This window comes from Pseudomonas sp. A2 (assembly GCF_023100865.1).
In the GTDB taxonomy this organism is placed as follows: domain Bacteria; phylum Pseudomonadota; class Gammaproteobacteria; order Pseudomonadales; family Pseudomonadaceae; genus Aquipseudomonas; species Aquipseudomonas asiatica.
In genome coordinates, this window is sequence record NZ_CP039127.1 from 1,808,780 (window position 1) to 1,824,155 (window position 15,376).

At 55.3% G+C, this 15,376-nt stretch carries 6 protein-coding genes; all 6 read left to right on the forward strand.

Translation table 11 applies throughout. The features are described from left to right. The first annotated feature begins 31 nt into the window (after positions 1–31). The 6 genes from E5221_RS08485 to E5221_RS08510 all read left to right on the forward strand — a co-directional run bounded on the left by E5221_RS08485 (position 32) and on the right by E5221_RS08510 (position 15,371). A complete protein-coding gene (locus E5221_RS08485; RefSeq protein ID WP_247847110.1) occupies positions 32–2,452 on the forward strand; it encodes a hypothetical protein in 2,421 nt (806 codons plus the stop codon). Further along, the gene (locus tag E5221_RS08490) at positions 2,449–5,364 is read left to right on the forward strand and encodes a hypothetical protein (protein ID WP_247847112.1); all 2,916 of its coding nucleotides are present in this window, start codon (positions 2,449–2,451) and stop codon (positions 5,362–5,364) included. The genes E5221_RS08485 and E5221_RS08490 overlap by 4 nt, the downstream gene beginning before the upstream one ends. A 94-nt stretch (positions 5,365–5,458) precedes the next feature. Then, positions 5,459–9,241, forward strand: coding sequence for a sugar-binding protein (locus tag E5221_RS08495; RefSeq protein ID WP_247847113.1), 3,783 nt, complete (start codon positions 5,459–5,461; stop codon positions 9,239–9,241). A 217-nt stretch (positions 9,242–9,458) separates the two neighbouring features. Beyond that, on the forward strand, positions 9,459–11,462 hold the full coding sequence (locus E5221_RS08500; RefSeq protein WP_247847115.1) for a hypothetical protein: 2,004 nt from the start codon (positions 9,459–9,461) through the stop codon (positions 11,460–11,462). A 208-nt stretch (positions 11,463–11,670) separates the two neighbouring features. Further along, complete coding sequence (locus E5221_RS08505) at positions 11,671–13,809, forward strand: autotransporter outer membrane beta-barrel domain-containing protein (RefSeq protein WP_247847116.1); 2,139 nt, start codon at positions 11,671–11,673, stop codon at positions 13,807–13,809. A 65-nt stretch (positions 13,810–13,874) separates the two neighbouring features. Continuing rightward, entirely contained in the window at positions 13,875–15,371 is a 1,497-nt protein-coding gene (locus tag E5221_RS08510) for a hypothetical protein (protein WP_247847118.1), read from the forward strand. Positions 15,372–15,376: the final 5 nt, after the last annotated feature.

The window sequence follows — 15,376 nt, forward strand, 5'->3', positions numbered from 1 at the left end:
TATTCGATTTTTAAACAGCGAGGAAACTAACATGGCTAGGCCGACACTGAGCGAGTATCTGACTTATATGGGCAAGGCGCCACGTACAAAAGGTTGGGGGGCCTTGTTGGTCTATGATCGCGCGAAAACCAACATGCTGCTGATGCAGGAGCATATTCTACGCGGGCAGCAAGGGGCTTGGATCGAACCGGTTTCCGGTGAAAAAGTTACCGAGAACGGCAAGATTTCCCGTCTTTCCAACTTTTCTTTCGGTGCGCCGGTCTTGTCGTTCGAGAACGCGAACATCGGTAGTTCGATGGCCATGCTGAGCATGCCCGTGCTCGGTGGCAAAATGACCGAGTGGAGCCGTCAGCAGGGGGCCAGCCAACCGAGTCTGATCGGTATCACCAACTTTGACCCCCTGACCGCGCCACGTGTGAAGATGAATATCAAGCTCAACGAAGGCGGCGGTGGAGTTGTGGGCGAGGATGGCCGGGTGACATTGGACCTGTCCAATAGTGAGGGTTATTACTTCGAGGTTAGTCAGTGGGAGGAACTGAATACAAAACTGGGAGAGTTGATTGAGGAGAAGTTTAAAGAGCCTGAAAGGGGAGAGCAAGTTTGGGAATTGAACAGGCTGGCACCGATTGAAGGTGGCCTTAACCCAACGTCCTTCAGGGTACGGACGCATTCGCTGGCCAAAGCGGGGAGTGCCGTTTCGAGTCCACTGCAGGAAGAACAGGAAGAGGGAGCGGTTATTGTCGGTGTCGCATTCAATGGCGACAAGAATGGCGATTTTCCAGCCGATGATAAGGATATGCCTTATTTCCTTCCTTCGCGAGACGGTGGGGCATACACAATGAATTTGTGTATGCATAATGAGGTTTGGATGGGCTCTGCAGTGAACACGCTGATGTCGGCTTTGCCGCATGTAAAGGTCAAAGGTCCAGAGTTTGTTTATGATAATCTAGGCTTTTTGCGGACTGTGGTTGTCGGCCAGTTCAACGTTAGTGTAATGGCTAACGCTTTTAAAGAAGAGCTGGGTGATATGAGAAATGTGAATATCGTTGCCAGCTTCAATCAGCCCATGGGTATTTTCAGTTTTAAACTGGAGGAAGGCTCTCTTCTGTTGACATGGACTGATGCCGGTACCTATGGAAATGTGGAGATTGCTTGGCTGGAGTGGATAGCTGGCTCGCTTTTGCCGTTCCGTCTTGAAAAGCAAACAGACGTGAACATATCGGCCATTTGCCGGGTGGCTGTCGAGGTTGATGGAGGCAAGCTCATCCTGAGGCCAGGCGAAACAAAGGTTTCATGTGACATGAAGCTCAAGGATACCAATCCGCTATTTCTAGCCCTCTTTGATAGAGTGGCTTCTGACTTCGAAGCGAAGACCAAAGCTTTTATAAGCGATATTTTTGATCATCTAGATGGCACCTTTGAGCTTATTGACCTGCTGCGTCTAAATGGTTTGTTGTTCCGCAACAATACACGACCTGTAATTGATACTTCCTGGACCTTTGGGGACCTTTCATTGCTGGGTGACCTGGCCCCTGCGCTCACATCTTTTGCAATCGATCCGCTTGACAAGGTCCTCCTCGCCGGTGGCCAGCAGAAGTTGACGCTGGTGCCCTGGCCGGAGGAAACCGTTACCTGGACCGTCAAGGCTGCCGATGATGGCTCTACCGATAAAACACTGGTGGGCGAGATCGTGGGGGATATATACAAGGCACCCGCAGCGGACAAGGTTCCCGGCACATTCCGCAACATCATTGTCACGGCCACGGCTGGCGAGAACAGCAGCAGTGCCCAACTGACCATCGTACCCAAACCGGTGGCGGTCAGCCCGAACCTGCTGAGTGCGAACTTCACTAAAGACAAACCGGAGCGCTATGTACTGGAGGGGGGGAGCGTAGATTCGGCGCTGACCTGGGAGAAGAGTGCCAACTTCAAGGGTATTTTGCGAGATCCGGAGCCTTCCGATTACAACGATCTTGTCATCCCTCGGGACAAGAAGTGCAAGATCTATGTCGCGCCTCAGAAAGATCCGGGCACAGGCCAGGACCGGCTCATGCAACTGGACCAGGTGCGGGTCAGTGGTGGGTGCCGCACGGAAACCATCGATATCATTACTGCATGGGACATGCCGTCGGCAACCATGACGGTCGACGCAGTGGGTAATGCACTCAAGCTGACGCTGACAGTCGCATCCTGGGAAGGAGATGATGAGGTTCTCCCACCCGAGAGAACGCAGTGGTACAAGGTTCTTGGCACCGGGAAAATCGATGACGCTAAGGGTACTTACACGCCAGGGGCAGACGAGGGCGATTACGTGATTATTGCCGGTGTTGCCAAGCAGAGTGGGCTGTCCTGGAATTACAGCGTACTGCCTATGCCTTACACCAACGTGGAAGCCCAGGTTTTCGCTGAGGTCAATGAGGCTTTTGATCGCCTGCAGGCAGCGAGGTCATGATCATGTCTGCTAATTCCAAACAAGACTTGCTCGATGAGTTGGCCAAGGGCGACAGCATGCGCCGCTGGGGCGCTGTACTGGCGCTTGGCCGGGATGCAGTCAACAGGGGGTTGCAAAGCAACTTCGTGGAGGCATTTACCGACTCTGGTGTGCTGCAGCCTATCAGTGGTGAGTTCTATATTGACCCTGGCACCAGGACTGAAAAGGTAGCTTTCGAAAACCTTACCCTGGGCCCGACGCAGTTGTCTTTCCAGGGCGCGTCGGGCAGCGGGCCACAGGTGCGGGTGCGTATGGAGCTGATCGCGGGGAGCTGTGCGTCTTCGACCTTCATGATCGGCAACGTCAATCGCCTCAGAAGAAGCCATGCCCTGGAAATGGGCATGGGCTATCAGTTCGAAGTCTATGGCCGCCTGAAGGTGCAGGCGCACGAGCACCTCGATAGGAGCTTGGTGGTGCTCGACCTGAGCGAGGCGGACAACCCTACCTGTACCTTGGGCTTCAGCAGCACCGCTGCGAACGCGATGGGCAAATTCATTCTCGAGAAGCTTCGCCAGCAGGGCGTGCTGGCCCGTCAGATACCGGTGCTAGCGTTCGATATATTCGGTCGTAACGGATTGTCCACTACCCGCATCGAGGTCGTGGCCCAACAAGCGCCTGCCGGCGGAGGCGGGGGTACTTCGCCGGTAGATGATGGCGCGCTGTTGGTACTGATGCAATTGGTCGCGGGTGTGGAAGCGGGCCAGCCAGGCAGCCCCTTGCCTTATTTGTTGCCGCGCAAGACTGACAAGGACAACTACGCCAGTGCATTGCTGATCAGTCGTCAGCGTGCGCCCATCGCTAAAGCGCGCCCGTCTATCGCCCTGGAGCAACTGGTTTTGCCCGATGCCTATCAAGTCGTGCTGGAGCAGGAAGAGCACAACCCGCATGACATGATCGTTTTCGGCGATGTCAGGGCCAGTAGCTACTCTCGGCAACTGCTGCCGAATATCGCAAGGGTTTCTGCAGGCAATGAGGTGCGCTTTGACGCCGGGGCCACTGTCAGCCGGTGGTCGGCGGCCGATGTGCATCATCCGCAAAACTCTGGCGAGATGGAAGGTGCCAAGTACACCGCTCCCAGTGTGCACACGTTCCCGGCGCAGCAACGCCTGGTGAAGATTACCGGTAGTTTGGCCAGTGGCAATGGGGAGGTGTCCAAGTCGTCGTTGCTGGTGGTGTCAACGGAGCAGCTGGCAGTTTCCCCGCGGGTGGTTATCTGGGCGAAAGGGGATGACCCTGTTCGGCTGACTGCATCCGAAGGCGGCAGGTTGGAGTGGGCGCTCGAGGGCAATGTGTTCGGTAGCATCGAGCGTGACCCGGCGGGCGACCAGAATACGCCCCATGCTCTTTTCACACCTGCTCCGCCTACGGATAACTCACCGATTCGCCTGCAGCGCATCCTGGTCAGGAACTGGGGGGAGGAGGAAGGTTATGCGACCGTGATCATCCTCGACAAGATTGCACCCTGGGAGGTACAACCCTTCCATGTATCCACGTTACCGGCCGATGGCAAAGTGTCTTTTTCCATGCCTGAGTTGCCAGAAGAGCCTCCAGCGGCGACGCTTGAGACGGCGTGGGACGACCACCCTGTCGTGCAAAGTACCCGATGGGTGCTGTATGGCGAAGGCGAACTTGATGAGGACAGCGGTCGATATACGGCGCCTGAGCAAAGCACCGGTCAAGCCAGTGTCGTGGCGGGTATCTACGGTGGCCAGGCGGGTATCGCAGTGATCGAGCATCATGCAGGGTCGCCTCGGGAAATGGCCCTGAGCAAACAGCGCTGGATATCCCTGCAGCATTTCTATGTCAGCCTGAACAATACATCCAGAAAAGTGGCCTTGGCTAATGGCAGGCAGCAGGTGGGAATTGATATCGAAATCAAGACTGACCTGGTTGAAACAGAAGTTGGCCCCGTTCCTATTCCAATCAGCGATGCCGAACTGGCCACGCTGGTATTGACACACAAGGATGGGACCAGGATCGACTGGCTGCCTGTGGGGACGGAAAGCCTCAAGACGGACGGTCGAAAGTGGGTAGGCAATAAAGCTCGCAATCGCTTCGATTATTACCCAGTCGCTTTCGCTGCGCCGACCACTGCACCTGAGGATGATCAGGCCACGCGCCGCGTAACGGTCTACCTTCAAACCACCCAGGCTGAAGTGACACACATCCGTGCCGAGTTCCGAGGCCATGATAACCAAGTCCACAGGTCATATGACAAGAGTGCGACGCGTGGCGAGGTAGAACTTGAGGGACGGGTAGTAGAACAGCTCAATGACGCGGATATAGAGCCATTCAAAGGTAAACGGATACGAGAGCAAGGTGGGTTCGATAAGGAGCGGAAAGATGGCACCTTGGATATCCATAATTATTGGAATTATACAACTGACTATTGGCTGCTCAAAGGCATAAGGCGCAGGTTTGTGGATGTACGCTTCGACCAGATTTCCATGGCGAAGTGGGAAAGTGAGTTGCTCGACGAAACATTCTGCAGTTACGTGGGAACTGCGTACTTTCCCCGTGCTCTTCCCGGTCAGCGTCCGATTGGTGGACGCATGGAGTACCAGGCTGAAATGGAATTGCTGGCGATTCCGCAAGCCGGTACAGCATTGGATCGCGTTATCAAGCCAAGTGAGATACCTGCAGAAGGCGCCGTGTTGTTTGTGCTCGAGCGGGTCGCGGACATGAAGTTCTGGTACGACCACAATGGCGTTCGATGGCGCGAAGGCTTGGGAGAGCCGATGCAACTCACGTTGATCGACAACTACGGCTCAGACCACACGCTGAAAGTCAGGTGGGGACGAAAAAATAATGACGGCTCCGTCGACTCATCGGATGTGCGTAACTATTTGCACTTCGAAATCATATCTGCTTGAGAAATATTAATGGGCACAGTGAACTGTGCTGGTTCTTTTATTGTGTTGGCTGCCCCTATGGTCAGGGGCAGCCACGCCCTGTTGAGGGATATATATGACGACGAAGTCGGTAGTGCACTCCAATGCTTTCAACTTCATGAGCTTTGTGCAAGGTGGCGTAGACTCTCGGACCGGGCAATATAGCCTGACTATCGAGCTGCCTGGTATGCCGGCCAACTACCTGAACGGCCCCAACTTGCCTTTGCACATCACGTTCAACCCCATGAACCCGGAAGACTCGGGGTTCGGCGCCGGCTGGCGTTTAGGCCTGAGCGAATATGACCTGGATAGCCAGATGCTCAGCCTGTACAGCGGTGAGCAATTCAAGGTCGTGGATAACGGGCCAGGCCGGAAAGGTAGGGTGCCGGAGCGCAAAATTGATAGTTTCCATTTCGAACATGTTCTTGTGGAAGGCGAAACCCGTTATCGCGTCGCGCACAAATCAGGTTTGATCGAGTTGCTCAAGGTGTACACGGTTCCTGCCCCGGAGCCAGGGCTGCCGGACCGACGGGTAGCGTTCCCGGCGCAGGTACTGGCACCGACCGGGCATGGTGTTTCCTTGCGGTACGACATTGTGCAGGTGCCATCACCGATGCCAGGTATCCCGGCGAAACGTGTGCCCTGCCTGGCTGAGATAGAGGATGACACCGGACGCAAACTGCTGAAGATCGATTATTCCCTCAGCGACCGGATATTCATCGATATCAACCCGGATACGCTGGCGCGTGCGCGTTATACACTGCTGCGCAATGGCAGTGAACTGGAGAAGGTCATACTGCCGACCAAAGATAATGCACGTTGGCAGTTCAAGTACAGGGTGATGGGCGAGGTGCGTTGCCTCGTAGCGCTGCAGACGCCTGTCAATGGCGCTGAAGAAATCATCTATGACGAAGCAGGACACAAGTTTCCCGGCAGTGATGGCAGGACACTGCCACGCGTAAAAAGTCATGTGGTCAAGCCGGGTGCGAAGCAGCCTGACATGCGTACGGACTACAGCTACAGCTCGAATAACTTCCTGGGTAACAACACAAGTATCACTTGGGAAGACAACGGTGAGGACAACCTGTACAAGAATGCCGACGTGACGTACCTCTACGATGCCACGGCCACGCATTTCAAAGGCGGCAAAGGGGTACGAACGGTCAAGTCCACGTTCAACCGTTTCCATTTGATGATCGAACAGGTCACTACGCAAAACGATTGCATTGAAACGCAAACCGTCAATTATCCTGAGGTACCGAACAGGCAATTCGAGGATCAGCCAGCGAATTTCCAGTTAGCTGAAACCACGATCACTTCTTGGCGCCAAGGCCTGTCGGGCACCCCCCGGGAAGAGAAGGAAATTACCCGCTACGATCTTTATGGCAACCTGACGGAAAAGATCGAGGCCAATGGCAAAACGACGGTATGGACATATTATCCGGCCCATGAGGACCCCGAGCAATTCGTGCGTCACATCAAGACCGAGGAAGTTATTCCGGCCGTTGGAGAAGGCCGCGCCGAAGCTCTGCGCAACCTGTACACCTACCGCTTGCTTTCCTCGCTGGCAGAGCAAGGCAAGGGAACCTTGCAGCGTCACCACGACCAACAGGTCCGGGTGCGTGATGAAGCGCCACTGTGGCACACCACTATCGAATATTATGCAGACTCCACCGATGTAGTTTCGTATGGCAGGCCGAAGGCGCTGACACAAGTGCTGAATGGCAAGAAGACCCTTACCGAGTATGTCTATGGCGAGGTGTCGATCGAAGGTCACCCGGCAGTACAGACTGTAGAAACCCTGACCGGGTTCGATCATGGCCAGCCGCTGCTCGCCCGCGAACAGGCGCATGTGAAGGGGGGGGCGAGCCGGCATTCGCAGAAGGTCAACACCCTCCAGCATTCGCTCTTGATCGGTGAGCCAATGCTCAACTACGACGACAATCAGGTGCAGATTGCCTATCTGTATGACGAACTGCGGCGTGTCATCCGCGAAACGGTCGACCCGTTCGGTGAGTTCAAAGCTTGGCGCAGCTACAACTATTACCTGTCTTCTGATGGTCAGCAGGCTTATCAGGAAGAGACTGATGTGAAGGGTGTGACCACCTGGATCTATGTGGATGGGCTCAATCGGGTTCAGCGGGTAGAGCGCCAGGACCCGGATTTTGGCGCTACCGCTAAAGCGAGAGCAACGCCGCGGCTCAGGAAAACCGCGCATTATGATGAGCTGGGCGATTTGCTGGAAGAGGTCCAGTACGAATGGCTGGAGCTGAAGAACCTGCCATTGTCCACCCGTTACGAGTATGACGATTGGCGCCAGCGTAGCTGCGAAATCGGCCCGGACGGTGTACGCAACTACACAGTGACCGATCCGGTCGGTTTGCCGGATCGGCTGGGGCCAATAGTTCGCGAGTGGCGAGAGTCCAAGTCACGATTGCTACGCAGTGGCACCACTATTACTCGTATGAACCTGTTCGAGCAGCCGGTCGATGTCCAGCGAGTGGATAACCGGGGACAAACCGAGAGTTTGCATCGGTATTACTACGATGGGTGGGGGCGTACTGTTCGGGAAGTGGATGCACGCGGGTATGAAACGTCGTCTGTTTACGATGAGTACGATCGGCTTGTCGACCAGACACTGCCTGATGGATCGGTGGTGCACCGTGACTACGCCCCGCATGCCAAGGGCGATCTGCCGACGTTGATCAAGGTGCAAGATGTTACGGATGGCAAGGATTATGTGATGGGTACGCAAACCTTCGATGGCCTGGATCGCATGATCGAGTCGGTAACCGGCGGGCGGGTGCGCACTCTGTTGTATGATCTCGGGCAGCACCAGCCGGCGGTAGTGATCACACCTGCCGGTAACCGCATCGACTACAAATATGTGCCGCAATTGAGTGAAGAACCGCTGCGTCGTACGTTCGCGGGTGACGACGCGAGCTACGTGTACGACAAGCAGAACGCGCGTTTGCTTAACTGCTCCGAGAACGACGAAGCGCTTGAGCGTGAGTATTTCAGCACTGGCGAACTGAAAACGGAAAGGCGTCAGCGGACCGGTGAGGAACTCTATGAGATGGCCTATGTGCACAGCATCGATGCTCGGTTGCTGAGGTACACGGATGTGCTTGGCAAGACCCAGTTCTATGAATACGACTCGGCAGGGCAGTTGCGCCAGACCAGCCTGGAGAATGTCACCAGTACTTTTGACTACGATGCATTGGGCAGGATGGCCAGCATTTTCACCGAAACCGAGGATGAGGACGGGACACATCGCAGCCTGCGAACCGAGCTGTTCTATGACGATTTCGACCGTGAAATCCTGCGACGTTTCGACTTTGGCGATACCGTTCAGACTTTGGCACAAGCCTACAACGCGGTAGATGGCATCATCAGTAAAACGCTGAAGGAGGGCGATGCGGAACTGCGCCACGAAGACTTCGAATACGACGATAGGGCCAGGTTACGGAAATATACCTGCCGAGGTGTAACTGACTATGTGCCTGTCGACCCCTATGGAAACAAGATCGAGGAGCAGCTTTTCCGCTTCGATGGCCGCGATAATATCACCCGGGTTCGAACCACCTTCAATGGCGGGAAGATTGACGCTACTTACCTGTTCGGCAATGAGGCGGATCCGGCACAATTGACGGGTATTGATATGATTTGGGCCGATGGGGGAACGGAACACATTCCGTTGGAGTATGACGGTGATGGCAATTTGAAACTTGACGAAGAGAAGCGTCAGTTGACCTATGATGCCCTGGGGCGCCTGTCGCAGGTGGTTGTACCTGCACAAGGTATTACAGCCAATTACGGCTATGACCCGCTAGACCGTCTGGCGTCGCAGGATGCTTGAAGCACGCGGGTAATCGAAAGAGCGGTATTTTAAATCGACAATGTAGTCGGAGCCTGCCTTTGTGCAGGCTTTTTCTTATCTTGGATGTCCAGGTTGACTTGTTGTCAACTGATAAAATTGTCAGTTCACCGAGTGTGCGTTGCGTGATTGAATGGTCCCTGTGATATTGGCTTTGAAATTAATGTTGACTTCAATCATGACAGGGTGGGCCATCGGAATGAGCAGCAAGATTCATACGCCAGCTGAGTCGACTCGGCAAACGGTAAGGCGCGCAAGAGCCGTGAACTCGGAAGGTAAGGCGCTGGTCAAGCCGGGTATAGATCCGACTCTGTTGGCAGACACCCGGGATGGTACGGTATTCAGCGCTGTTTTGACTGACGCCAAGAAGAATCTGGTCATCAGCATCGAGGCGTGGCCGTTGCTGGAAGGGACTCCGGCGGGTTTTTTTGATGTATTGGAAATCTATCATGCCTCCGCGAGCGGTGTGTCTACATTGCTGTGGAGTGAAGAGTATACAGGCGCTGATATTGGGAAGTTCCCACTTTCGATAGTCATAGATAAAGATAAGGTCGAGAGTTGGGTGGATGGGTCGCAGCTATTTAGCTACAAGGTCAAACCATGGAACGGCTCTGCGCCGACGGAATCTGAAGTGCTGAGCCTGATTTTTGACCGTATGCCTCCTTACGGTAATAGCACGCCTGTCGCGCTTCCTGCGTTGGGCTATGATGTTGTTGACGCGAATATTAACAATGTGTCGGTCGAGTTGCCGGACTATGACACGTACGCGGTTGGCGATAAGGTTTATGTTTACTGGCTGAATCATGTTCCGGAAGATCCATCCATGATATCTCCGGTTGCTTCCGATGTGATAGATGTATTGCCAAAGAGATTGAAGGTACCCGCTGATGAGATCAAGGCGGTGGGGGATGGCGGGGTGTATGTACTGTATGCACTGGTCGACAAGGCTGGCAATATCAGCAGGCTGTCATTGCCGATGGCTGTGGGGGTTGCCGTGGGAACGCTGCCCTCAGGGCTTCAGGACCCGGTCGTGCCGTTGGCGGCAGATGGCTTGATTGATCAGGAGGATGCCTGGGCCGGGGTAGTGGTGGAGGTTCCGAGCTTTGACAACTGGAAGTCGACCGATTGGGTGCAGGTCAGGTGGGGGGCGGTGGGGCTCGGCTGGCGTGAAATAGGTAGCGCTCCCAAGTTTCCGCTTGAATTCGTGGTCCTGCCCAAGCAATTGTGGGATCAATATGGCGCTACGAGCACGGGCAACGTAGAAACCAACGTCAGTTATGAACTGCGCCGCGGTGCGGTGCCGCAGGGCGGTAAAGACATTGATGTGGATGTGAACCTGGAGGTCATCGGGCCGACTGATCCAGGCACTGACCCTGGCTGGCCAGACCCAGTCAATCCGAAACTTTCGCTTGCTGAAGTTTTTGGCAGAAGTTCCGGTGCGCTGAATACATTGCTGCCGGAAGATGAGAAACAGGACGCTGTGCTGAAAGTCACAATCGATGCGGCTTTCAAAGAGGGCGATATTGTCAGTTTTTATTGGGATGATAAACATGTCGTCGAGATTGACTACACGCTGGTAGCCAAAGACTTGGGGGCGGAAATAAATGTGGATGTTCCCTGGGCTTATATCGAAGCGCGTAACAATGGCAGTGTGCCTGTGTGTTATATGGTCGAACGCCCTGGTGTGCCCAATCGTCCGAAGTCTCCAAGTACCATCGTCAATGTCGAAGCCATTGTTCTACGCCCGGATGCGCCCGCCTTTTTGGGGGGAAATACCAGTGAGAATCCGCCTGAAGGTTGGTTGACCTGCGGAGCCCTGTACGATGATGACAACCCTAGTCCATTGGATCCGGCAATCAGAGTATTGATAAAAGGCCTTGGTGATTATGGTTTGAAGGCAGGCGACCAATTGACCATGCATTGGTACGCTGTGCATAACTTTAGCGGTGAGGAGAGAATTGACGATACTGTGTTAGACGAGGTGATAGATCTGACGGAAGCAGACCTTACTGAGTTGGTGTGGCGTGTGCAGCCGTATGATGACTACATTCTGCCAATTTTTCATTATCACGCTACCATTCATTATGGGCGAGGGCGTGTTTATTACAGTTTTTCTATCGACGGAAAAACTGTTAATTCAGAGTTGGCGGAGCAAGTTGTTTCCATGCAGGATGCATCCGGTAGTTGTCCTCTCAGACCTTGAATGAAATATGGCGGTGTCTAGCCAACTTGGCATCGGCGTTGGTTTCATTTGGAGTTTAGGAATTTTCCTACAGAGATTTGGGAATTTCCCTTGTAGCCTTGTCGGTGATCGCCTTCCATTGGCAACGATGATCCGACATGAATGAGGTTTGAGGTTAATGAATAAAGGCCGGAAACTGTCTTTGAGCCCTTTAGTGCAAGCGCTCTGCATGGCGCCTATGATGCTTTTGGTCACCCCTGGTGTATCGGCAGTGACCACCGTCGAGGGTACGCTTGATATAGACAGTACTACCCCGCTCGACAACTATCGCCTGAACCCCAACGCCAGGCTCAATGCGGTGGGGGCTTCAATGAGTGATGTTGCTGTCGGTACTGGTGCGCACCTGAATATGCAAGCCAGCACGATCGAGGCCCAACGTGCGGATGGTATCGATCTGGTAGCGGGCGCCTCCGCCAGCATCGCCGGCAACTCTCGGGTGGTCAGTGACCGCTTTGGCTTACGCTTGCAGCATGATGGCAGCACAGGTGCTTCGGCCTTGGTCTCCGACAGCCATGTCGAGGGTGGCAGAGCCGGGGCTCTGGTGTCCGCTGCATCACGTCTGGTGCTGCAGGGCAGCACGCTGGTTGGCAACGGCACTGCACCTGCAGCCCAGTTGTTTGGCAACGCCGAGCTTTCGGCACAGGGCAGCTCGGTGGTTGGCGCCACTGACGGCTTGCTGGTACTTGCCGACCCCACGTTCTCGGGGGCCGCCAGGATCAACTTGGTTGGCTCGCGGGTCGAGGGCCAGGATGGTTCGGCGATTGTCGTGGGGCACTCCCTGATCGGCCCGACCAAGGCGGACATCGTCGTTGCCAGTGGTTCGAGCCTGGTGGCGAGCAACGGTAACCTGCTTGAAGTGGTGGGAGGGTCCGAGGCCACCATGACTGTGGACAATAGCCACCTGGTAGGGGATGTACGGGTCGAGGCAGGTTCCAGTGCGGCCCTGATCCTGGACAATCAGGCCAGCCTGACCGGGCACCTGGAGAACGTGGCCGGTTTGACTTTGAACAACCAGGCGCGCTGGAACATGGTACAGAGCAGTCAGGTTGGCAGCCTGGCCATGAATGGTGGCGTGGTCCGTTTCGGTGAGCCAGGGCAGTATCAGCGCTTGACGCTGGGTACGCTGGCCGGTAGCGGTACCTTCATCATGGATGCTGACTTCACAACCGGTGCGACAGACTTCCTTGAGGTAGGCAACGCTACCGGTAGCCATAGCCTGCTGGTGGGTAGCAGCGGTGCGGACCCCGTGAGTGAGAACGCCCTTCACCTGGTGCATGCGGCAGCAGGTGATGCCAGCTTCTCTCTGGTTAATGGCCCGGTGGATCTCGGTGCATTTTCCTACGAGTTGGTACAGCGTGGTAACGATTGGTTCCTCGATGGCACGCGTAAAGTGATCAGCCCTGGCACTGCATCGGTGCTGGCGCTGTTCAATACCGCGCCCACCGTTTGGTACGGTGAATTGACTACCTTGCGCAGCCGTATGGGGGAATTACGCCTGGATGAGCGCAAGGCAGGGGGATGGGCGAGGGCTTATGGCAACAAGTACCAGGTTTCGGACAGTGCGGGCAGCCCCTACAGCCAGGTGCAGCGTGGGTTCTCGATCGGGGTCGATGCGCCACTTCCATTTGGTGACGGCCAATGGTTGGCCGGCGTAATGGCGGGTCACAGCTCATCTGACCTGGACCTGATTCGCGGCAGCTCCGCTGAGGTCAAGAGCTATTATCTGGGGCTTTACGCCACCTGGCTCGATGCACAAAGTGGCTACTACTTCGATGGTGTGATGAAGGCCAACCGTTTCGATAACAGTGCCAAGGTTGCTCTCAGTGATGGCCAGCGCAGCAAAGGTGACTATGACAACCTGGGCTTGGGCATTTCCGCGGAATTCGGGCGCAACATCGACCTGGGGCAGGGTTACTTTGTCGAGCCCTACACCCAGTGGGCCATGGTCACGATCCAGGGTAAGGATTATCACCTGGACAATGGCCTGAAGGCTCAGGGTGACGATACCCGTTCGCTGCTTGGAAAGGCCGGGGCAACCGTGGGGCGTACCGTGCAGCTTTGCAAAGGGCGGCAGGTGCAGCCCTACGTACGTCTCGCCTACGCCCACGAATTCGTCGGCAGCAATGAGGTCAAGGTCAACGACAATCGGTTCGATAACGATCTGTCGGGCTCGCGCGCCGAATTCGGCATGGGTGTCGCCATCAGTTTGAACGAGCGCATGCAACTGCATGCCGATTTCGATTACGCCAACGGAGAAAAGATCGAGCAGCCGTGGGGGGCTAATGTCGGGTTCCGGTACAGCTGGTGATCACTAAGGAGAAGGAAGGCCTCGGCCTTCCTTTTTTGTGGGTCGGATTCAAAGAGGATGGTGATATGTACATCAAACCCGCGGGCTTTCTGTTCTGGCTGCAAAAGAAGTTAGCGAGCCTGTTTCGCAAGCGCCTGCTCGACCCTCCTTCTGCGCCGGCGGCGCTCGCGAACATCCCTGAGGGTGAGCTGAATTTGTTGCCGGTTGCGGCCCTTGGCCGGCCGTTGAGGATCGAAGTGCCCATCTGGCAAGAGTCCAACCCGATGCCTGGTCTTCCAGAGGTATTGACGCTGTACTGGAACGGAGTGGCGGTTGGTGAGCCAAAGCGTTGGGAGGATAAGATACCCGAGGACGAGCTTTTCGTGGAAGCCCCTGTAGCAGTGCTGCTGCACGGCACCCAGGAAGTCACTTATGAAGTGTATGGGTTCAATGGTGTTATCACACACTCCAGTCCGCTGACCCTTACGATTGATACTGTCCCCCCGGTACTCGGCGGCGATGAGGGGCTTTTGCTGTTTGATGAGGAAGTCGGACGCGAGGGGGTGACGGCACGCTATCTGGAAAAGCATGAAGATCGCTTACTCGCTGAGCTACCTGTTTACCAGAAGGCTGCGGTAGGCGATGTAATTATCTACTACTGGGACGATCGCCCCTTTGCCAATGACAAGCTTGGCGAATATACGATTACCAGGCAGGACACTTCTCAGCCGATTTTCCTGTCGATCGAAGGCGACGATATAAGATCGCGAGGCGATGGTGAGCGCTATGTCCACTATCAGATACGTGACCGCGCGGGCAATCTCAGCGCCCGGTCCAGGCCTGTGCCGTTGCAGATAGCTGCCGCTCCAATTCCCCGGACCTTGCCTTGGTTTGAAATACCCCAGGCAACAGGCTCTGGAGAAGCGTTGTCGTTGCAGTTGAATGACTACCGGCCTCCGATGGTGGTCATCGTTCCCGAAGAGGCCGTGATTTATCCGGAGGAGCGGGTGACCGTCATTTGGGGAGAGCCAGGTGATGCGGGTTATTTCACAACATCCGAAGTGTTGCCGGGTACAGATAAACGGTTCTTGATCCCTGAGAAGAATTTGCTGGCTTACAGTAACCAGGTACTCAAGGTTTCATACAAGGTTGATGACGGCATCGATGAGTTTCCCTCCACCCCGCGCAATCTGAAAGTCACGGCTCTCACAGAAAAACTGCCTCTTATCGAACTGATAGGTGCCACCAGCGATGGCTTCAGTCTGGCAAGTGCACCGGCCAGGGTGCCCGTACAGCTGGCTCCGTGGCGATTGATTGCGGTTGGGCAGCGCATCAGTATCTGGGTGACGGGGGTGTTGCAGAGCGGTGCCGAGGCTGGACCGCATCATGTCCTGACCGCGCATGCCATAAACGAAATGCAGGTGCGTCAGGGCGTTGGGGCAAACCAGGACGTCACCGTGCCGAAGACGTTTCTCGCCACCCTCAAACGTGACGCCCAGTTCACCCTGCATGTGCAGGTGAGTTTCGATGACGGGGCGCATTGGGTCGACTTCCCGGAATATCACCCTGTGCTGAAAGCCTGATCAGG

Coding starts and splice junctions, on each gene's coding strand:
- E5221_RS08485 (WP_247847110.1), top strand. CDS start 32: ATGGCTAGGCCGACACTGAGCGAGTATCTGACTTATATGGGCAAGGCG.
- E5221_RS08490 (WP_247847112.1), top strand. CDS start 2,449: ATGATCATGTCTGCTAATTCCAAACAAGACTTGCTCGATGAGTTGGCC.
- E5221_RS08495 (WP_247847113.1), top strand. CDS start 5,459: ATGACGACGAAGTCGGTAGTGCACTCCAATGCTTTCAACTTCATGAGC.
- E5221_RS08500 (WP_247847115.1), top strand. CDS start 9,459: ATGAGCAGCAAGATTCATACGCCAGCTGAGTCGACTCGGCAAACGGTA.
- E5221_RS08505 (WP_247847116.1), top strand. CDS start 11,671: ATGGCGCCTATGATGCTTTTGGTCACCCCTGGTGTATCGGCAGTGACC.
- E5221_RS08510 (WP_247847118.1), top strand. CDS start 13,875: ATGTACATCAAACCCGCGGGCTTTCTGTTCTGGCTGCAAAAGAAGTTA.